At 65.6% G+C, this 19,292-nt stretch carries 17 protein-coding genes and 1 pseudogene; 4 read left to right on the top strand and 14 right to left on the bottom strand.

What is annotated here, in order from left to right; all coding sequences use genetic code 11:
• Positions 1-7 precede the first annotated feature (7 nt).
• The 4 genes and pseudogenes from phoU to CDN38_RS09685 all read right to left on the bottom strand — a co-directional run bounded on the left by phoU (position 8) and on the right by CDN38_RS09685 (position 3,903).
• Positions 8-673 carry a phosphate signaling complex protein PhoU gene (gene phoU / locus CDN38_RS09700; protein ID WP_075511791.1) on the bottom strand — a complete coding sequence of 222 codons (666 nt, stop codon included), beginning with the start codon at positions 671-673 and terminating at the stop codon, positions 8-10.
• 23 nt (positions 674-696) lie between these two features.
• Entirely contained in the window at positions 697-2,118 is a 1,422-nt protein-coding gene (locus tag CDN38_RS09695; RefSeq protein WP_075511790.1) for an RtcB family protein, read from the bottom strand.
• 12 nt (positions 2,119-2,130) lie between these two features.
• The gene (locus tag CDN38_RS09690; RefSeq protein ID WP_075511818.1) at positions 2,131-2,553 is read right to left on the bottom strand and encodes an archease; all 423 of its coding nucleotides are present in this window, start codon (positions 2,551-2,553) and stop codon (positions 2,131-2,133) included.
• A gap of 5 nt (positions 2,554-2,558) precedes the next feature.
• Positions 2,559-3,903: pseudogene (locus tag CDN38_RS09685) on the bottom strand (phosphoribosyltransferase family protein).
• A 234-nt stretch (positions 3,904-4,137) separates the two neighbouring features.
• On the opposite strand from CDN38_RS09685, the gene CDN38_RS09680 reads away from it, so the two are divergent.
• Positions 4,138-4,569 carry a DUF2267 domain-containing protein gene (locus tag CDN38_RS09680; protein WP_075511817.1) on the top strand — a complete coding sequence of 144 codons (432 nt, stop codon included), beginning with the start codon at positions 4,138-4,140 and terminating at the stop codon, positions 4,567-4,569.
• 43 nt (positions 4,570-4,612) lie between these two features.
• On the opposite strand, the gene CDN38_RS09675 is transcribed toward CDN38_RS09680, so the two are convergent.
• Positions 4,613-5,062 carry a hypothetical protein gene (locus CDN38_RS09675; RefSeq protein WP_408633010.1) on the bottom strand — a complete coding sequence of 150 codons (450 nt, stop codon included), beginning with the start codon at positions 5,060-5,062 and terminating at the stop codon, positions 4,613-4,615.
• 443 nt (positions 5,063-5,505) lie between these two features.
• Positions 5,506-5,940: a CBS domain-containing protein gene (locus CDN38_RS09670; RefSeq protein ID WP_075511788.1), complete on the bottom strand. Its 435-nt coding sequence runs from the start codon at positions 5,938-5,940 to the stop codon at positions 5,506-5,508.
• A gap of 350 nt (positions 5,941-6,290) precedes the next feature.
• On the opposite strand from CDN38_RS09670, the gene polX reads away from it, so the two are divergent.
• Entirely contained in the window at positions 6,291-8,012 is a 1,722-nt protein-coding gene (gene polX, locus CDN38_RS09665) for a DNA polymerase/3'-5' exonuclease PolX (RefSeq protein WP_099318916.1), read from the top strand.
• A 58-nt stretch (positions 8,013-8,070) separates the two neighbouring features.
• Here the strand turns inward: polX and CDN38_RS09660 are convergent, their stop codons facing one another.
• The 4 genes from CDN38_RS09660 to CDN38_RS09645 all read right to left on the bottom strand — a co-directional run bounded on the left by CDN38_RS09660 (position 8,071) and on the right by CDN38_RS09645 (position 12,324).
• On the bottom strand, positions 8,071-9,435 hold the full coding sequence (locus CDN38_RS09660; protein ID WP_075511786.1) for a nicotinate phosphoribosyltransferase: 1,365 nt from the start codon (positions 9,433-9,435) through the stop codon (positions 8,071-8,073).
• A 115-nt stretch (positions 9,436-9,550) separates the two neighbouring features.
• On the bottom strand, positions 9,551-9,865 hold the full coding sequence (locus CDN38_RS09655; protein ID WP_075511785.1) for an ANTAR domain-containing protein: 315 nt from the start codon (positions 9,863-9,865) through the stop codon (positions 9,551-9,553).
• A 132-nt stretch (positions 9,866-9,997) separates the two neighbouring features.
• Positions 9,998-11,113, bottom strand: a complete 1,116-nt coding sequence (ald, locus tag CDN38_RS09650) for an alanine dehydrogenase (protein ID WP_075511784.1) — start codon at positions 11,111-11,113, stop codon at positions 9,998-10,000.
• A 74-nt stretch (positions 11,114-11,187) separates the two neighbouring features.
• Complete coding sequence (locus CDN38_RS09645) at positions 11,188-12,324, bottom strand: CapA family protein (protein WP_099319362.1); 1,137 nt, start codon at positions 12,322-12,324, stop codon at positions 11,188-11,190.
• A 130-nt stretch (positions 12,325-12,454) separates the two neighbouring features.
• On the opposite strand from CDN38_RS09645, the gene CDN38_RS09640 reads away from it, so the two are divergent.
• The gene (locus CDN38_RS09640) at positions 12,455-13,216 is read left to right on the top strand and encodes a Mut7-C RNAse domain-containing protein (RefSeq protein WP_075511783.1); all 762 of its coding nucleotides are present in this window, start codon (positions 12,455-12,457) and stop codon (positions 13,214-13,216) included.
• Positions 13,217-13,265: 49 nt separating this feature from the next.
• Here the strand turns inward: CDN38_RS09640 and CDN38_RS09635 are convergent, their stop codons facing one another.
• The 4 genes from CDN38_RS09635 to lpqN all read right to left on the bottom strand — a co-directional run bounded on the left by CDN38_RS09635 (position 13,266) and on the right by lpqN (position 16,427).
• Complete coding sequence (locus CDN38_RS09635; RefSeq protein WP_075511814.1) at positions 13,266-13,751, bottom strand: hypothetical protein; 486 nt, start codon at positions 13,749-13,751, stop codon at positions 13,266-13,268.
• Positions 13,752-13,854: 103 nt separating this feature from the next.
• Positions 13,855-15,258, bottom strand: coding sequence for a PE domain-containing protein (locus CDN38_RS31740; RefSeq protein WP_180276312.1), 1,404 nt, complete (start codon positions 15,256-15,258; stop codon positions 13,855-13,857).
• A gap of 257 nt (positions 15,259-15,515) precedes the next feature.
• Positions 15,516-15,656, bottom strand: a complete 141-nt coding sequence (locus CDN38_RS09625; RefSeq protein WP_161951701.1) for a globin family protein — start codon at positions 15,654-15,656, stop codon at positions 15,516-15,518.
• A 93-nt stretch (positions 15,657-15,749) separates the two neighbouring features.
• Positions 15,750-16,427: an envelope biogenesis lipoprotein LpqN gene (gene lpqN, locus CDN38_RS09620; RefSeq protein ID WP_075513136.1), complete on the bottom strand. Its 678-nt coding sequence runs from the start codon at positions 16,425-16,427 to the stop codon at positions 15,750-15,752.
• Between the two features lie 204 nt (positions 16,428-16,631).
• On the opposite strand from lpqN, the gene CDN38_RS09615 reads away from it, so the two are divergent.
• On the top strand, positions 16,632-19,277 hold the full coding sequence (locus CDN38_RS09615; RefSeq protein WP_075513134.1) for a GH92 family glycosyl hydrolase: 2,646 nt from the start codon (positions 16,632-16,634) through the stop codon (positions 19,275-19,277).
• The last annotated feature ends 15 nt before the right edge of the window (positions 19,278-19,292 follow it).

Raw genomic sequence — 19,292 nt, 5'->3', positions numbered from 1 at the left:
ACGAGGCCTAATACGTTCCGATTTCCTGTTCGGGAAGCAGTGCGCCGGTCGCTTCGAAGACCACCCGTCTGCCGATCTCGACGGCGTGGTCGGCGAAGCGCTCGTAGAAGCGGCCCAGCAACGCGATGTCGACAGCACTGCTGACCCCGTGCTTCCAGTCGCGATCCATCAGCGTGGTCAAGAGCTGTCGGTGCAGCTCATCGATCTCGTCGTCTTGTTCGCGAATGTGGGCTGCCATATCGGTATTACGGGTCATCACCACTTCCTGCGCGCAATGTGCCAGCTCTACTGCCGCCCTGCCCATTTCGGCGAAATGATGCTCAACTTCGGTGGGCAGCACGTGGTCGGGCTGGCGCCGCCGGACGATCTTGGCGACGTGCACCGCTAGCGCGTCCATCCGGTCCAGGTCGGCGACGACCTGAATGGAGCCGACGATGCTGCGCAGCTCACCGGCCACCGGCTGCTGCAGCGCCAGCAAGCTGAAGGCGCTTTCTTCGGCATGTTTTCGCAGCGCCGCCATGTGGTCATGGTCGCTGATGACCTGCTGCGCAGCCGCGGCGTCGGCCTGCAACAGCGCCCGCGTCGCACACTCCATCGCGGCCGCGGTCAGGCCGCAGAGCCGAGCCAGCTGATCAGCCAGGTCGGTGAGCCGCTCATGGTAGACGGTTCGCATGGTCTTGTGCCCTCCTTGTGCGGTTAGCCTTTAACGACTCCCAGCGGCACCAGCCGCGCGACCTTCCGCGCCAGCCCGGCGCGGTCGCTGGTCTCGATGACGGTGTCGATGTCCTTGTATGCCTCGGGCTTCTCTTCGGCCAGCCCCCGCCACGAGCTGCCGCGGACGAGGATGCCGGCCCGTTCCAGGCTTCTGCGTAGCGCGTCGGCGTCGGTGTGGCGGGCCGCCTGATGGCGACTCTGCACTCGGCCGGCTCCGTGCGCCGTCGAGAAGAACGCCGGGTTGTCCGGCACTCCCGTCAAGACGTAGGAGGCAGTGCCCATGGTGCCCGGGATCAGCACCGGCTGGCCGACCGCGGACAGGTCGGGGGGTAGGTCGGCATGGTGCGGTGGCAGCGAGCGCGTCGCGCCCTTGCGGTGCACACAGACGGTGCGCAACCGGCCGTTGACGGGATGCTCTTCGAGCTTGGCCAGGTTGTGCGACACGTCGTACAGCACGTCCAGCGTCGTGGCGGTTTCCTGTTCGAACACCCGACGGGCTGCCTCGGTCAACAGTTGACGGTTGGCGCGTCCGTAATTGGCCGCGGCTGCCATCGCGGCCAGGTACGCCCGACCCTCGGGGGAATCGACCGGAACGCATGCCAGCTGTCGGTCGGGCACCTCAATGCCGAAGCGGCCCATGGCATTTTCCATCTGTCGGACGTGATCGGTGCAGATCTGATGCCCCAGGCCCCGGGAGCCGGTGTGGATCATGACGCAGACCCTGCCTTCGGCCAGCCCCATGGTGGCCGCGGCGACGTCGTCGTAGATGCGATCGACGGCCTGCACCTCGAGGAAGTGGTTGCCGGAACCCAGGCTGCCAATCTGCCCGAGGCCGCGTTCGATCGCCCGGTCACTGACGGTGGCCGCATCGGCGCCATCGAGCACGCCGCCGTCTTCACAGCGCTGCAAGTCCCGGGCGACTCCGTGGCCCTGCTCTACCGCGAAGCGGGCGCCGCCGGTGAGTACCTGCTCCAGCGCGCGGCGGTCCGGCAGGCGCCACACACCCTTGGTGCCGACCCCGCGCGGTATCGCCACGTCGAGGCGGTCCATGACCGACCGGATCCGTGGCTGCAGCCGGGCCCGGTCCAGCCCCGGGCTCACCAACAGGCGGACTCCGCAGGAAATGTCGAATCCGACGCCGCCCGGGGAGACGACGCCGCCGTCTTCGATATCCGTCGCGGCCACGCCGCCGATCGGGAAACCGTATCCCCAGTGCACGTCGGGCATCGCAAAAGAGGCTCGGACGATGCCCTGCAGGGTCGCCACGTTGGCCACCTGAGCCAGCGCCATGTCACCGCTCGCGTCTGGCAGCAGCTCGCGGGAGGCGAACACGATCCCCGGCACCCGCATGGCGCCCTCTTGTTCGATCCGCAACCGGTATGGAGTCTCTTCGATCAGCTTCATCAGGCTTACCTGTCAGACGTCCAGAGTTACCGAGCATCGCCAGCCATGCTCGCCGCGTACCAGGCGAAGCTCATTGAGCGACACTGCCTTTGGGACCGCTCCCACCTGAGGAACCGCACCGGCATCGACCATCTCCAGCGTCATGTCGACACCGCCGTCCGCTTCGCTCAGTCTCACGTCGACCGGGGCCTGGCCGGTGGTGTCCAACAGGTAGATGACCTCCTCCAGCGCGGCGACCAGCAGGTTGTCGTCGCTATTCGCGGTCACCCGGCGACGCCGAGTCTGTGGTGCCGTGGCCGAGGAGGTGTCCAGAAAACTCTCCACCGTGCCCAGCACCGCTTGCCTGATACACCCGTCGCGGGTGGGCGCCCACGCCTCGATCCGGAGATCCGCCGTGTGCGGGACGCTTCGATGCCCTGCTTTGTTGTGCGCCATGGTCTTTACCACCTACCCGGTGGTGACGGCCCGGCTCAGGTGGTCGATGAACCAGTCGCACGCCAAGTTCGCGACCCGTTCTAGGGTGCCCGGTTCTTCGAACAGGTGCGTCGCGCCGGGAACCACCGCGAGCTCACACGGCCCCGGGATCACCGCTTGCGCCTGCCGGTTCAGCTCGAGGACCACGTGATCGCGTCCACCCACGATCAGCAGGGTCGGGACCGTAACGTTCGCCAGCGAGCGACCCGCGAGATCGGGCCGACCGCCGCGGGACACCACCGCCCGCACCGTTACTCGCGGATCGGTGGCCGCAACCAGCGCCGCGCCCGCTCCGGTGCTCGCGCCGAAGTAGCCGACCGGCAGGGCGGCGGTGTCGGACTGGGTGGCCAGCCAACCGGTCACGGCGACGAGTCGGGACGCCAACAGCTCGATGTCGAAGACGTTGGCGCGGTTGCGTTCTTCTGCGGGCGTGAGCAAATCGAACAGCAGCGTGCCAAGTCGGGCGCCGTTCAAGACATCTGCGACGTACCGATTGCGCGGACTGTGCCGGCTGCTTCCACTTCCGTGTGCGAAAACTACTATTCCCCTCGGCGTTTCGGGGATGGTCAAGTGTCCGGCCACCGACACGGAGCCTGCGAGCACCTGGACTTCCTCGTCCCGCAGGGGTGGGTCGACGGCATCGATCGCCGCCGCCGAGGCAAAGTCGTTCCGGGCGCGCTCGAGTAGCGCGATCACCTCGTCGTCCGAGGTCTGGGCGAAGTTGCGGTAACCCTGTCCGACGGCGAAGAACAGCGGCGGGGTTTGCAGGCACACCACCTCGTCGGCATATCCGGCGAACCGCGCGACGAGGTCGTCGGGGCCGATGGGAACGGCCAGGATCACTGTGCTGGCCCCGTGCGCGCGGGCGACCTGGCAGCCCGCCTTAGCCGTCGCGCCGGTCGCGACTCCGTCATCGACAATAACCGCGATCCGCCCGGTCAGTGGGATCCGGTCACGTCCGCCGCGGAAGCGTTCCGCGCGACGTCGCAATTCGATCCGTTGCGTACGTTCGACGGCTTCCATGTCGTCATCATCGAGGTTTGCCGCATGTACCACGCTGTCGTTCAGCACCCGCACGCCATCTTCCCCGATGGCTCCAAAGGCCAATTCTGGTTGGAACGGCACGCCGAGCTTGCGCACCACGAGGACGTCGAGTGGTGCCTGCAGCGCCTTGGCGACCTCGAAGGCCACCGGCACCCCGCCGCGCGGCAGGCCGAGGACAACGACGCCCTGGGCGCCTCGGCCGTACAGATGCTCGAGACGCTGTGCTAACTGCCGTCCGGCGTCGCTGCGATCCTCAAATGGCCTCATCTGCCGAGTGTGTCGCGATCTAACGCCCAGCGGAATGGAATTAGGTCCCTTGGGTGACTGACCACGGTCCCTTCGGGACCGGCGGCGTCGCGCAGCCGGCAGCGACGAACGACTGCTGAGATCGGTGACATGTTGTCGTCCCACCGGCTTTTTGCGGCGTTAGTGGTGACTTTCGGCCTCTGGCGTGTGGAATGGCAGCCGATGTGTGCTGGAGGCAGACACGAGGAGGTAGCCATGGCCGCTAATACGAAGGTTTCGGCGCTAGACCATGCGATGCATGTTGCGCATACGTGGGTTAACGAAGTGGCCAATGAATTCGACACCGATGATCGCGAGTTCGCCTATGGAGTGCTGCGGGCATGGCTGCATACACTTCGGGATCGGCTTCCAGTGGAGGCGGCCGCGCACTTTGCGGCCCAACTGCCGGACCTGATCAGGGGCGTCTTCTACGCGGGCTGGGATCCCAGCGGCGTCCCGGTGAAGTACAACGCTGAGGCCTACATTGCCCGGTTTGCCCGTGAGGCGAACATCTCCCTCAGGGACGTCGACAAGGCGGCTGGTGCGGTTACCGCCGCCCTACTGCATTTCCTCCCACCAGCCCAGGTGGCCAAGGCTCTGGATCAGCTCCCGAGCGAAATCCGGGTGCTGCTGCAGCCGCCGGCGTAGCCGGGCAGAACTACAGCTGCGCATGAAGTCCACCCGAAACATTTCACCGCTGATCTGCTAGCGGGGTAGACCCACGCGCAGGTGAACCTTCGGAAGCTGACTTAGCCGTATGTCTTCCGTCGGTGAGCCGCACGACATATGTGCGATCGGCACGGTGATACTCAACAGTGCCGCCCTCGACGATCATCCCAACCAGCGCATTGCCGTCCTCGAAGAAGTACGCGTCGCCTTCTTGGCGCATGGAATCGATGTGGCAACCGGGCACAATCACGACGCTCCTGCGGGGATCATCGGTAAGGACCAGGATCCTCGCACCGCGTTCTACTGCTGTCTTCGCCACCGAGTTCTGCCCGGCCTTGGTAGCTTCGGGGCGCTTGACGGCCTTTGTTGCTGCGGGATGCTTTACGGCCTTGGCGGTGGCCTTCACGGCCGCGACCTTCTTGGCGGTGGCCTTCTTCTGCGGCTTCTGTCGTTGCGTGGCGTGCTCATCCATTGGTGTTGCCCTCTCTATGAATCACCGATTGCTGTAATGATGACATGTCGCCGAGGCGGCGCCGCCGTTTCATCACTCCTCCAGAAGCGCTGTCGGACAACACATTAGCGTTCGGGTGCGACTGCTTCAGGGCCCTTCGGCGCGCTTGTTCGACGATCGGGGTGACTGGCTAGCTTCGCGGAACGTGTTCTCCAGGCCGTGGACATTCGCCGGGCACATGAATGAGGGCCGCGCTGTCCTCGGACGTTGCGGCTTGGCCGCGGCGATGTGCGGTGATGTAGAGCCATCCGGCTTCAATCGGCTGTTTGCATCGTGCGCACTGCGGGTGGGCAACCATATGCTCCTCACTTCCCGGGCTTCACTGTGTCCACCATCGGTTCACGGGCGGGCAACTTCCCGTCTTCGATGAACACTCATGGCTTGCTTTCCACTTGGTTCGAGGGTCAGCGGCTGGTGATTGCTTGCTGCGCGCAGATCGCCTTAACGAATTGGGCGATGGCGTGTTCCGGTAAATGCCGGGCGATGTCGGCTTCGCAGACGATGCCCACCAACCGGTAATCCTCGATGACCGGCAGCCGTCGTACCTGATGCTCTTCCATCACGTTGAGCATTGCTTCGATGCTGGCGTCGGCTTCGACGTGATAGGTGCTGCCCTGGGCCAGTTCGCCGGCGGTCATCGTGTTCGGATCATGACCGGCGGCAACGCATTTGACGACAATGTCACGGTCGGTGATCATCCCGTGCAGGCGGTCGTCGTCCCCGCAGATCGGCAGGGCGCCCACACCCAGATCACGCATGTGCCGGGCGGCAGCGGCGAGGGTCTCGTGTTCGCCGACACAGGTGGCTCCGGTGTGCATGATGTCTTTGGCGGTGCTCATGGTATTCCTCCTGTGACTTCGGTAACACCAGGTTTTCGACGTTGCGGCAGTCCGAAATCTAGGGATGGCGATCGCACTGTTCTAGGGCCATTGGGCCTTCGCAGCGACGACGTTGGGCCCGGAACGGTTCAGACTGGGGCGTCGGTTGTGGGGCGTCGGTTGTGCGGGCCGCGCCGATGGGTAAGTCTGACGCTATTGGCGCCTGGCCGGGACCCGGGGTCGGAGGTCCCATAGATCTGTGGCCGGAAGTCCCGAAAACGGGGCCTTTCGCCCGCTGACGAGCGGGCATGGGGAGTCGATTCTGTATCTGGTTGGCCTCCTCGAGGAGGTATGTGAGGCGGGGACCGCGGATGCGTTCGAATGACATTGCGGCCGAAGCGCTGCAAGAGTTGGCGGATTTGATTGCCATCTCCGGTGGTGATCCATATCGAGTGCGTGCGTACGAGAAAGCGGCTCGATCGGTCGCCGGTTACCCGCTCGATTTGGATACGCTCGACCGGAAGGGTTTGATGGCGATCCCGGCGGTCGGTGCGCACACCGCCGACAAGCTGCTCGAGTTCCGCGAAACCGGCCGCATCACGGCTCTGGATGAGCTGCACGCTGCGCTGCCGGCGGGTCTGCGTGCTTTGCTGGGGATTCCCGGACTTGGACCCAAGCGGGCCCACCAGGTCTATGTGGAGCTGGGCATTTCGTCGATGCCGGAGCTGTTGGCCGCATTGCACGACGAACGGCTGCGCGACCTCAAAGGTTGGGGCGAGACCAGCGAACGCAACCTGGCTCATGCGATCCAGCGGATGCAGGAAGTCGGCGGACGCATGCCGCTGGCGATCGCTCTCGATATCGCCGAGGATCTGGTCGCGCAGCTGGCCGCGTTGCCGCAGGTGAGCCGAGTCGACTACGCCGGATCACTGCGGCGAATGCGCGACACCGTCGGCGACATCGACTTGTTGGTGGCCGCAGACGAGGACCCGAAGACGGTCATGGACCACTTCTGCAGCATGCCGTTGGTGGATCACGTGTTGGCCCACGGCCCCACCAAATCGTCGGTGGTGACCACCAAGGGTGTGCAGGTGGACCTGCGGGTAGTGCCCGCCAAGGTCTGGGGTGCGGCGCTGCAGTACTTCACCGGGTCGAAAGCTCACAACATCCGTGTCCGTGAACTGGCGGTGCGGGCCGGGCTGAAACTGTCCGAGTACGGGCTGTTCCGCGTCGAGGACGACGAATTATTGGCATCGACCGACGAAGCCGAGATTTACACCGAACTCGGGTTGCCATGGATCCCACCGGTTTTGCGCGAAGACCGCGGGGAAATCGAAGCTGCGCTGGACGGCCATCTGCCCGTCCTGGTTCAGCTGGACGACATCGCCGGCGACCTGCATGTGCATACCAACCTCACCGACGGGCTGGCCGCCCTGGATGACATGGTCGCCGCCGCGTCGCGCCACGGATATCGGTACTGCGCCATCACCGATCACGCCCCGCTGCTGGCGATGCAGCGGATGACCCGGGACAAGGTGCTGCAACAGCGACGCGAGCTGGCGGGGTCGGCTCGCCGCCACCGAATCGCGGTGTTGCACGGCTCCGAACTCAACATCGCCGCCGACGGCTCGCTGGACTGGGATGACGAGTTCCTGGCCGGCTTCGACGTTCTCGTCGCTTCGGTGCACTCCGATTTCGACCAGACTCGCGACCAGATGACCCGGCGCCTGCTCACCGCGATCGAGCACCCCTATGTCAACATCATCGGCCATCCGACCACCCGGCTGCTGGGCCGGCGTCCGCCCATCGATGTTGACGTCGATGCGGTGTTTGCAGCTGCCGCGCGCACCCAGACCGCGCTGGAAATCAACGCCTTTCCCGACCGGCTCGACCTCAGCGACGAGCTGGTGCGCCGCGCGCGTGAACATGGCGTGGTCTTCGCTATCGACACCGACGCCCACGCCGTGCCGCATTTGGACTACCTCCGCTACGGGATCGCCGTGGCGCAGCGCGGCTGGGCAGCGGCCGACGAGGTGATCAATACCTGGCCACTGGACCGGCTCCGCGGATTCCTGGCAAAAGGACGTCGCTGACGCCCGTAAGCTGGCGAGCTCTTCGATGTCGCGCTGCCGCCACCCACGCCGGTCGCGATCACCGGAGCTGCGGGCCTTGCTTCGCCGTATCGCCCTGCCGGATCCGCTCGAGTTCGCTTACCACCGCGTCGCTGACGGCGACCGGATACGAGTAGCCGGTGTCCTCGAGGGAACGAAGCTCCGGCGGCAGCGCGCCGACCTGCCGGCGTGCCCAGTCGCGTGCGGCCTCGAGTGTGGGTACCTGCTGCGAGATCCGCCGACCATCGATCATCATGGGCACCAATAACGGCTTACCGGGCGGCTTTTCGTCGTGCCGGCCGAGCGTGTCCCCGCGGAACCTGCCGTTCTCGAGGCGGCGGAACACCTGTTTGCGTCCCGGGTAGATCACCTTGCCGCTGGAGAACTTCGTGCGGCCGATGCCGTTGTATTCCACCAGCTTGTAGGCCATGTCGAGGGCAGGCGCATCGGCGGCGACGACCAACTTGGTGCCCACGCCGAAGCCGTCGATCGGGCAGCCTGCAGCCACCAGCGCGGCGATGCGGTGCTCGTCGAGGCCCGACGAGGCGAAGATCTCGACCCGGTTGAGACCCGCGGCGTCCAGCCGTGCGCGCGCCGCCGTCGACAGTGCGCCGAGGTCGCCCGAATCCAACCGGACCGCCCGCACGTCGAAGCGATCGCCGAGTCGTCGCGCCAGCTCGATGACGCGATCGACGCCGCGGAGCGTGTCGTAGGTGTCGACGAGCAGCGTGGTGCCGGGGTAGAGCCGGGCGAAGGTGTCGAAGGCGTCGATCTCGTTGTCGAAGGCCTGCACATAGCTGTGGGCCATGGTGCCGAACGCGGGAATCCCGTAGTGGCGGGCCGCCAGCAGATTCGACGTGCCCGCCGCACCGGCAAGGTAGCTGGTGCGCGCGACCTTCAGGGCCGCATCGGCACCGTGAGCGCGCCGGGCGCCGAAGTCCACCACCGGCCGTCCGCGCGCGGCGCCGACCACCCGGGCGGCCTTGCTCGCGAGCACACTTTGCAGGTGAATCTGGTTCAGCACAAAGGTTTCGACGAGCTGCGCTTCGATGATCGGCGCGATCACCGCGACAATCGGCTCGTTGGGAAAGACCACGGTTCCTTCCGGCACCGCCCAGACCTCTCCGGTGAAGCGCAGGCCGGCGAGCCACCCCAGGAACTCGTCGGAGAACTGGCCCAGGCCGCGCAGGTAGTCCAGGTCCTGCCCGTCGAACCGAAACGATTCGAGGAAGTCGATTACGTCGGCTAGGCCGGCGGCCACGATATACGACCGGCTCGGCGGGAGCTTGCGGAAGAACGTCTCGAAAACCGCTGTGCCCGACATTGCTTGGGTCCAGTAGGCCTGCGCCATCGCCACCTGATACAGGTCGGTGAACAGCGCCCCGATATCCTGACGGATCGCCATGGCTGTCCGGTTACCCCTTGCCCCTCGACTCGCAACGTCCACGCCTGTGGATCAGAACCTCGAACATCATTGGTGTCCAATGAATTTCGCAGGCCAATGGCGCCGCCGGCATCGGCTAGTGTGATTGCGGCGCGCGTCCGCCGGACCTATCGTGGCCGGGCCTGGCCAACAGGTCGCCCCAGGCGCGGCTCACGGCGGCGACCACCGCGTCGTCAACGTCATAGGTCACGTCGTTCTCGGCGATCGCGACGAGCGCGTGGGCCAATTCCATCGGGGCTACGTTGTGCTGCTTGGCCGTTTGCACGATGTCGGTGAAGGCCTCATCGAGGCTGCAATGACGCAGAGCGACCAACACCCCCTCGGCGGCGCCGAGCCTTCGCTGACCACCGCGGCGAGCACCGCGCGCGTGGTCGGTCTGTCGTAGTTCCACCGTGGACTCCCTTATTGGTGATGCTCTCGATAGTGACCAGTTGTGTCGTGGTGTGGGCAGAGTCATAAGGCCCATCAACGTGGGGCCCAAGGGCACCCGGCGGCAGCCCGACCGGCCGAATCCCCCGGCCGGTCAGCTCAACAGCTGCACCGGATCGGTGAACGGCAACCCCAGGTCGGCGCCCACCTCGTCGCTGAGCAGCAAACCCTCGTGGGTGGACAGGCCGTTAGCCAGCGCGGCGTCGGACCGGCATGCGGCCTGCCAGCCCTGGTCCGCCAGCTCGAGCACATAGGGCATCGTCGCGTTGGTCAGCGCGAACGTGGATGTCCGCGGCACCGCGCCGGGCATGTTGGCCACGCAGTAGAACACCGTGTCGTGCACGCGAAACGTGGGCTCGTCGTGGGTGGTAGGCCGGGAGTCCTCGAAGCAACCGCCCTGGTCGATCGAGACATCGAGCAGCACTGCTCCCGGTTTCATCTGCGCCACAAGCGAATTCGACACCAGTCTGGGTGCCTTGTGCCCGGGCACCAAGACCGCGCCGATCACCAGGTCGGCCCGCTTGACCGCGCCCTCGAGTTCCAGGCCGGTGGAATACCGGGTGCGGATCCGGCCGCCGAACTCGGCGTCGAGCCGGCGCAGCCGTTCGATATTCACGTCGAGAACCGTGACGTGTGCGCCCATCCCGGCGGCCACTCGCGCCGCGTTGTAGCCCACGGTGCCGGCGCCGATCACGACGACATCCGCCGGCCCGGTACCGGGCACCCCACCCATCACGATGCCGCGTCCGCCGGCCGGCTTCATCAGATGGTAGGCCCCTACCTGGGCGGCCAGCCGACCGGCGACCTCACTCATCGGGGCCAATAACGGCAGCTCGCCCGCGACGGTCTGAACCGTCTCGTAGGCGATCGACGTCACCTCCGAACGCAGCAGCGCTTCGGTGCACGGCAACGACGCGGCAAGGTGCAGGTAGGTGAACAGGATCTGCCCGCGACGCAGCAGCCCGTACTCGATCTCGATGGGCTCCTTGACCTTCAGCAGTAGCTCTGCTTCGGCCCATACTTGTTCGGCGGCGTCGGCGATCCCAGCGCCGGCAGCGACATAGTCCGCGTCGGGAATCGACGATCCCTCACCGGCGCCGGCCTGGATGGTGACCTGATGGCCCCGACGGGTCAGTTCCCTGACGCCGGCTGGGGTGATCGCGACGCGGAACTCGTTGTTCTTGGTCTCGGTCGGGACGCCGACTCGCATGGCAACTCCTGGTTTGGTCAATGACGCCGACGACCCTATCCGGCGGGTGCTGACGCCTCGGCAGTGGTGCGGCCTCAGCCCCGCATCGCCAGCGCGGAATGGGTGTCGGGTGAGGACACCTCGAGCAGACCGTCGGGCCCGGCCGTGACCCGAATCCCGAACCGGCGGCTGACGTGCTCGATGGTGCGGCGTAACCATTCGGTGTCGGCCGAGGAGGCGCGGTGCAGGCGCATCCGCTTGACCCGCAGCGGAAGCATCTTCAGCGAGAACAGTTTTCCCGTCCCAGGATCGGTGGCCGCCAGATACAGCAGTCTGAGCTCGGCACGGAACGCCTCGTGCCCGCCGATGCCCTCGTAGTCGTCGATGACGTCACCGCACCCGTACATGACCGGTTTGCCGCGGTAGATCTCGATCGGCCGGGGATGATGCGAGGAGTGACCGTGCACGATGTCGACGCCGGCGTCGATCAGTCGGTGTGCGAACGCGATTTCAGCCGGTGCTACCTCGTAGCCCCAATTGGATCCCCAGTGCACCGAGACGACGGTGACACCATCGCCTTTGCCCTCGCCTTTGCCGGCCAGCACCTGTGCCGCGACGTCGTCGGCGGCCTCGCGTTGCGACGGATCACGAACCAGCCAGACACCGGGCCGGTTGTGTTGCGCGGCCCAGGATTCGGGGACTCCGCTGGATGTGGTGGCGACCGAGCCGATGATCACCCGGTGCCGGTCGCCGACCGTGACCACCGCCGGGCGGCGGGCGGTCGGCAGGTCGGGGCCCGCCCCGGCGCCCCCGATGCCGGCCGCGGCGAGGGCCGCGACGGTGTCGGTCAGCCCCTGGTAGCCGAAGTCGAGAATGTGGTTGTTGGCCAGCGCGCACGCGTCCGGTCGCAACGCCGTCAGCGCCGCCACGTTGTCCGGATGCATCCGGTAACACACCGGCTTGTGGTCTGCGAATTCGCTGCCGGTGGTGATCGTCGTCTCCAGGTTGACCACGCGGACGTCGGTGCCGACGTCGTCGAGGACATCCAGCACCTCACCCCACGGCCACTGCCAATCGACGGGACGCGGAATCGGCCCGTTCACCCGCTCGGCCAGGCGGACATACCCCGTCGCATCCCGCAGGTACCGTTCACGCAATTCCGGGTGGCCGGGGTGCGCCAGGATCTGATCGACACCACGGCCGAGCATGACGTCGCCGCCCAGCAGCACCATCACCACATCAGCGACCACGCCGAACCACCGCCGCCCACAGTCAATCGGAACACCGCACTTCGGTGTACCGACCAACACGGTGATGCGCAAGCCGTCCGGCCGGGCACCGCCGCACGGTAGAACATGAGGAGTGGTCGGTTACGTGGATGTGCGGGCCTATGCCGAGCTCAACGACTTCGTCGACCCGGAGTCGCGCGGTCTGACCGTGCGCCGACCGTTCCGTAGCCACCAGACGGTCAAGGATGTCCTGGAAGCGATGGGAATTCCGCATACCGAGGTGGACCTCATCCTGGTGAACGGTTACCCCGCGGATTTCAGCCACCGCCCGGCCTCGGGCGACCGCATTGCCGCCTACCCGATGTTCGAAGCGCTCGACATCGAGTCGACGACCCGGCTGCGTCCCGTGCCGTTGCGTAATCCGCGGTTCGTCGTCGACGTGAATCTCGGCCGGCTGGCGCGGCTGCTTCGACTGCTCGGGTTGGACGTGTGGTGGTCAAGCGCCGCCGATGACCCGACGCTGGTTGACGTCAGCGTGGCGCAGCAGCGGATCCTGTTGACTCGCGACCGCGGTCTGTTGAAGCGCCGTGCCGTCACCCATGGGTTGTTCGTCCACTCCCAGAATCCCGAGGAGCAGACGCTCGAGGTCATCCGGCGACTGGACTTGCGACAACGGCTGGCGCCGTTCACCCGATGTGTGCGATGCAACGGCAGGCTGGTCGCGGTTTCCAAGGACGAGGTGCTGGACCGTCTCGAACCGCTGACCCGCCGCTACTACCAGGAATTCAACCGCTGCCTGGATTGCGGCCGGATCTATTGGGCCGGTTCACATCATGCGCGGCTGGTCCGCCTGGTCGAAAGACTCCTCGACCGGCTGTCTGCCGATGCCGGATGAATCGACGGCGAAGGGACGCCGAAGGCTCTGGCGCACAACCGGTTCGGTACTAGCTGGCCGGGGTCAATTTGACGGCGACGAGCTTCAACCGGTCGACCGCCTCGGCGAACTCCTCGGGGGTCGGGATCCGCGGGTCGCGGAATTTCAGCCCCATCATCCGTTGGGCCCGCTTGGGGCCATAGGACTGGGCGCAGCGCAGGAAAAGATCGGTTACCACCTCGCGGTCCCGGATGAGTTCGCCCCGCATGGCGGTCTTCTTACCGTCGTAGACGACCTGCGCGGGGGCGCCACCGCGGAAGTTCTGCTTCCACCCGGCGCCAGTCAACGCGTACAGCTCGTTGTCGATCACGTGGGCGCTCAACGGAAGTGAAAACTGCCGTCCGGTCTTTCGCCCCGTGAAGTTCAGCACCATCAGCTGTTTGCGCATCGGGCCCGCCAGCGGAGTGCCCAGGAGGAAGCCAAGGATCGGGTTGACGGCCCGAAGTAGGGCCGAAGGCGGGTGTCCGACGTCCACCGCGTACGACTGTTCTGTCATGTCATAACCGTAGGGCATGCGGGTTCGTAGTGGGAGTTTGCCTGGACCGATGTCAGGTGGCACTCCGCCGCCGGGTGGCTGGCTCCGGTGGCGCGGCAGCGACTTAGGGAACCAGTGTCGTCACAAGCAGTTCCGGCACATATTCCACCAGGGTAGAAACGAGACCGCCGAGGGGTGGTCCGGTGATGGTCAGTGCATTGAGTAGCGGAAGACCGGGCAGCGTCGCCGTCGCGGTGAACGGTTCGAGCGGACCGAGAAGCCCGCTAACCGGAATGTCGGCCGTCACGGTCAGTCCTGGCAGGAGTAGCTGCATCGATAGCTCCTGGTGGCCATTGAGGAAGGCGTCGACGATGTTGTTGGGAGCACTGAGGAGTGCGGTTGCCGCTCCCGCGACGTTCCCGGTGGACAAAGCGCCCATAAATGATGTGGCGCTTGTTCCGCCCGCCATCGCTGCGTTGACCGGTGCGCCTAAAGCGTTGAGTGCCAGGAGTTCCGGCAGCCCGAGATTGAACCCGAGTGACAGGCCCGACGGACTGAAAGACGCCGTCGACAGCGATACCGGGCTGCTGAATGCCTGATACACCGCGGTGCTGCTCTGGGCGAGCTGTACGGGTATGGCCAGCAATGGCAGCGGGTTTCCGGTCGCCAGCGACGTGGAGATCAGCTGCGGGTAATGGGTGACCGCCTGCAGCAGGGTAGGTGCCGTCTTGTTAGCCCAGGTATTGCCGATGCGTTGCAGGTTGGTGGCGGTGTCGGCGATGAGCGAGCCGGTGATGCTGGATGCGGCGGCAGCGGATGAGCCCGCGTTCTGGCTGACGGCCGCTCCGGTGCCGGCTGCGATCAATGGCTGCCCGAGTAGTGCCTCGGCGGGCGCATTCACCGCGGTTAGCAGAATTTGCCCTGCGTTGGCGGCTTCGGCGCTTTGGTAGGCAACGGCGCTCGCGTTTAACAAGTTGACGAACTGCTCATGGAATGCCTGCGCTTGGGAGCTGAGCAATTGATATTCCTGGCCGAAGGCGCCGAACAGCGCCGCAATCCCGGTCGATACCTCGTCCTCGGCCGCAGCCACCAATGCTGTCGTCGGGCCGGCAGCGGCCGCGCTCGCCTCGCCCAATGTGGAATGTGTGGTTCCCCCCAAATCGTGGAGGTTTCCTCTATGCGGCTTCCCGGTTGGTGGCCGCAGCGTTCTCGTAGTTGATGGGGCTGACCATCCCGATCGTGCCGTCGCCTCCTTCACCCACAGGACCACGCATCGCTTGAGGACATCACGCTCCATCCTCAATTCAGCGACCTCGGCACGCAGCCGCTTGAGCTCGGCGACATCATCGCCGCTCAACTCACCGTCGCCGTCGCGCTTGGCGCGGGCCTGGGCGACCCAGTTACCCAGCGTCCCCTCGTTGACACCCAGGTCGCGCGCGACCTGAGCGATCGGTTTCCCCGTCTCCTCGACGATCCGGACAGCCCCCTCACGGAACTCCCGGTCGTACTTCATCCGCTTCTCTGGCATCGTGCTCCTCATTGTCGATGCCTCTACGGTTTGGGGGGAACCTCAATGCACGGCCGTCAAATCTTGTGCTGCCGTGGTTACCATCTCCGGCGTCGCGAGCATAAATGACATTTCTGCCTCCCGTCGATTCATTACCGCGGTCGCCTGACGGTCATCAAGGCGACAGTCAGCTTAATGGCGTGCCGGCGATACGGGCGGAAAACGTGAGGTATTCCCTGGCCCGCTATCCAGCGCGGTCGGTGTCGCTGAGCCTGGGTTCACACTTCGACGATTTCCCCTTTTGTGCTCTGGACGAACGCGACGAGTTTGTCGTACTCGGCTTGCGGGACTTCACATCTCTTCAGCGTCGCGTCGGCGTGCTGGAGGAAAATGGCCCAATCGCTTTCGCTGATACGCATGCCTTTATGGGTAAGGGTCATGTCGCGACCCCGGTAATACATCGGCACCGGTTGCCACCGCGGTTGACCATCCGCTGGCCCAAGTTGCCTGTGCTACTGCGTGATGGTGGTCTGCTCGTCGATGACGTTGGTCGCATCCATCAACGGGCCCTGCTCGCTTTCCAGTGAGTCGGCGTTGAGCTGAAGCACGTACACGCCATCCTGACTGGGGATCACCACCGTCTTCTGCGCGACGGCGCGGGTCTTGCCGTCCCGCACGTAGGTGCCGCCCAGCTGCCAGGCATTGAAGCCGCTGAGCGTGGACGCGGACCCGTTACCTGAACCCTGGTATCCGGGCAGGTTCTGCAGCTCGCCGGGGGCATACTCGATGATCTTCGCCGGGTCCACGTTGCCGGTGAGTTTGGAGACGAGCGCCGAGATTGTGGGCGGGTCCTTGGGGTCGGCCGGCTGACTGTAGACGATGGCGCCGTAGGAGGTGCTGCTGTCGTTGGCTGTCTGCCAACCGTTGGGCATCGGCAAATTGATGGTCGGTGAGCCGGGATCACCGAGATGGACCGGGGTTTCGCTGATGTGGTTCTCGGTGACATAGTCGGCGATGGTCTTCTTGGCCTGCGCTCCCGGTGATGAGCTGGTCGAGGACGCGGATGTTGTCGACGTGGAACTCGTCGTCGACGTCGTCGACGTGGAGGTCTTGGTTTCGGTCTTTGAGCCGCAACCGGTCAGTGCCAGGCTCACGGTTGCGACTGCGACTATCGCGGTCAGGTGCTTCATATGTTGCATCTCCCGAATCTTGGTCCCGGTACCTGCACCGGCGACGTCGGCACTGAGACTAGCCGAACCCGCGCGCAACGCAGCCGGTATCACTGCACGACTTTGACGCATACCGGTTGCACCGGTGGAAGTCTGCGGCCGGTTGTCGGTGTCAATCGCCTCGAAACTGCCACGGGAGGGCATTGCGTGCAGTAAGAGACAGCTATGCGGTCACGGAGGTCGATGCGGGCCCTGGTGGCACTTGTCGCGGTGCTGGGCCTTTTCGTGCCGTTGCTTGCGGCTACGCCCACGGCCTACGACGGTGAACCGGCCTTCGTCGCCAATCCGGTCGACCACGTCGACACGCTCGTCGGCACCGGTTCCGGCGGCGAGATCGTCGGGGAGATCAACAATTTCCCCGGCGCGTCGGTGCCGTTCGGCATGGTGCAGTACTCACCGGACACCACCTACACTTACGCCGGCTACCAGTACCAGAATTCGCGTTCCACCGGGTTCAGCATGACCCACGCCTCGGTGGGTTGTGCTGCCTTCGGCGACATTTCGATGTTGCCGACTACGACCGCAATCGGCGCGCAGCCCTGGCGGGCCGCGGAGCGGATCGCGCACGACGACACCGAGGTCGGGGTGCCCGGCTATTACACGGTGCGGTTCCCCGCGACCGGGGTGACCGCCGAACTCACCGCCACCACCCGCACCGGCTTCGGCCGGTTCAGCTACCCTCGCGATGGCCGTCCGGCGTCGTTTCGGGTGCGCTCGGGCGCTTCACTCGCCGGAAACTCCCGCGCGGCCATCGAGATCGGTGAGGACAACACCACCATCACCGGTTGGGCCACCAGCGGAGGCTTCTGCGGCAGGAAAAACACCTACACGGTGTACTTCGCCATGCAGTTCAGCAGGCCGTTCACCTCCTACGGCACCTGGGACGGCTATGCGGTGTACGCCGGTGCCCGCCGGGCGCAGTCTCGGTACAGCGGGGGGTACCTGGAGTTTCCGGCCGGCTCGGTGCTCGAAGTGCGGACCGCGATCTCCTACGTGAGCATCGACGGAGCCCGGGCAAACCTCGCCGCCGAGGGTGGCGCAAGCTTCGACGACGTTCGCGCGGCCGCCGCGACCGAATGGAACAACGCCCTGTCCCGCATCGCAGTGGCCGGGCGGGATCCCGGTGAGGTGACGACCTTTTACAGCTGCCTCTACCGGTCACTGTTGCACCCCAACACATTCAACGACGCGGACGGTCGCTACCTCGGGTTCGACGGTCTGATCCACACTGTTACCCAAGGACATACCCAATATGCCAACTTCTCCGACTGGGACACCTACCGCAGTCTGGCTCCCCTGCAGGGCCTGCTCTTCCCGGAGCGCGCCGGCGACATGGCGCAATCGCTGGTCAACGATGCCGAGCAGAGCGGGTCGTATCCGCGCTGGGCCCTAGCGAATTCGGCAACCGGCATGATGACGGGGGACAACGCGGTGCCGCTGATCGTAAACTTATATATGTTCGGCGGCAAGGACTTTGACGTCGACACGGCGCTTCGCTATATGGTGCGGGGCGCGACTGAGGGCGGTGCCGGGCTGGGCGGCTATGTGGAGCGCCCGGGAATCGCCACCTACCTGCAGCTGGGTTACGGGCCCCAGACGGCGGAGTTTCGCACCGACGGCCGGATTGCCGGGGCTTCGATCACGCTGGAATGGTCGGTCGACGACTTCACCATCTCCCGGTTCGCCGCGGCGCTCGGCGACACCGCCACCGCCGCCGAATTCCAGAGCCGGGCCCAATACTGGCAGAACCTCTTCAACCCCAGCACCCGCTATATCTCGCCGCGCAGCGCGACCGGGTTCTTCCGCTACGGACCGGGGTTTGTGGAAACACCGGATGGCTTCGGTCAGGACGGATTCGACGAGGGCAACGCCGAGCAATACCTCTGGTGGGTGCCGCACAACGTCGCCGGCCTGGTGACCGCCCTGGGTGGCCGCAAGGCGGTGGCCGACCGGCTCGATCGCTTCACCAAGAAGCTCAACGTGGGCCCCAACCAGCCTTATCTGTGGGCCGGCAACGAGCCGGGTTTCGCGGTGCCGTGGCTGTACAACTATCTCGGACAACCGTGGAAGACCCAGCGCACCGTCGACCGGGTGCGCGGGCTGTTCTCGGCCACGCCCGACGGGGCGCCGGGCAACGACGATCTCGGTGCGATGTCCAGTTGGTACGTCTGGGCGGCACTCGGACTGTATCCGAGCACTCCCGGCACCTCGATCCTCACCGTGAACACACCGTTGTTCGATCGTGCCGTAATCGCGCTTCCGGCAGGCAAATCCATCCGGATCTCCGCGCCCGGCGCATCCGCGCCCGGCCGGATGAAGTACATCAGTGGCCTGACCATCGACGGACGGCCCACCGACAAGACGTTTCTGCCGGAGTCGATCATCCGCACCGGCGGTGCCGTCGCATTCTCGCTCGCGGCCAAGCCCGACAAGGTCTGGGGCACCGCCCCGTCCTCCGCGCCGCCGTCGTTCGGTGCCGGCAGTTCGGCGGTGACGGTCAATGTTCCGCGGCCCGTCGTCACGATCGCGCCGGGGACCACGGGGGCCGTCACGCTCGACGCGCAGCGGATGATCGACGGCGCCGGCGACTACACGATCACCGGCATGTCCACAGTCGGCGGGATCACCATGGCGCCGACATCCGGGCGATTCGCCGACGATGGCTCGGCATCGGTGAACGTGGCGATCACGGTGTCGCAGGCGGTGCCCGAGGAGTACTACTTGGTGTATCTGACCACCACGGTGGGTGAAAGCAACCGGGGTTCGGTGGTGCTCGTCGTGGTCATGGATACGGAGTCGTCGTCCGAATAGGCAAGCCGCCGTTGC

The sequence above is a fragment of the Mycobacterium ostraviense genome (genome assembly GCF_002705925.1).
Lineage (GTDB): Bacteria > Actinomycetota > Actinomycetes > Mycobacteriales > Mycobacteriaceae > Mycobacterium > Mycobacterium ostraviense.
The sequence above is the reverse complement of the archived record's forward strand: the minus strand, read 5'-3'. Positions and strand labels throughout refer to the sequence as shown.

Coding starts and splice junctions, on each gene's coding strand:
- CDN38_RS09625 (WP_161951701.1), bottom strand. CDS start 15,656: ATGCGTATCAGCGAAAGCGATTGGGCCATTTTCCTCCAGCACGCCGAC.
- CDN38_RS09660 (WP_075511786.1), bottom strand. CDS start 9,435: ATGGCGATCCGTCAGGATATCGGGGCGCTGTTCACCGACCTGTATCAG.
- CDN38_RS09690 (WP_075511818.1), bottom strand. CDS start 2,553: ATGGCGCACAACAAAGCAGGGCATCGAAGCGTCCCGCACACGGCGGAT.
- ald (WP_075511784.1), bottom strand. CDS start 11,113: ATGCGAGTCGGCGTCCCGACCGAGACCAAGAACAACGAGTTCCGCGTC.
- polX (WP_099318916.1), top strand. CDS start 6,291: ATGCGTTCGAATGACATTGCGGCCGAAGCGCTGCAAGAGTTGGCGGAT.
- CDN38_RS09680 (WP_075511817.1), top strand. CDS start 4,138: ATGGCCGCTAATACGAAGGTTTCGGCGCTAGACCATGCGATGCATGTT.
- lpqN (WP_075513136.1), bottom strand. CDS start 16,427: ATGAAGCACCTGACCGCGATAGTCGCAGTCGCAACCGTGAGCCTGGCA.
- CDN38_RS31740 (WP_180276312.1), bottom strand. CDS start 15,258: ATGCCAGAGAAGCGGATGAAGTACGACCGGGAGTTCCGTGAGGGGGCT.
- CDN38_RS09695 (WP_075511790.1), bottom strand. CDS start 2,118: ATGAAGCTGATCGAAGAGACTCCATACCGGTTGCGGATCGAACAAGAG.
- CDN38_RS09635 (WP_075511814.1), bottom strand. CDS start 13,751: ATGACAGAACAGTCGTACGCGGTGGACGTCGGACACCCGCCTTCGGCC.
- CDN38_RS09670 (WP_075511788.1), bottom strand. CDS start 5,940: ATGAGCACCGCCAAAGACATCATGCACACCGGAGCCACCTGTGTCGGC.
- CDN38_RS09615 (WP_075513134.1), top strand. CDS start 16,632: ATGCGGTCACGGAGGTCGATGCGGGCCCTGGTGGCACTTGTCGCGGTG.
- CDN38_RS09645 (WP_099319362.1), bottom strand. CDS start 12,324: ATGGTGCTGCTGGGCGGCGACGTCATGCTCGGCCGTGGTGTCGATCAG.
- phoU (WP_075511791.1), bottom strand. CDS start 673: ATGCGAACCGTCTACCATGAGCGGCTCACCGACCTGGCTGATCAGCTG.
- CDN38_RS09675 (WP_408633010.1), bottom strand. CDS start 5,062: ATGGATGAGCACGCCACGCAACGACAGAAGCCGCAGAAGAAGGCCACC.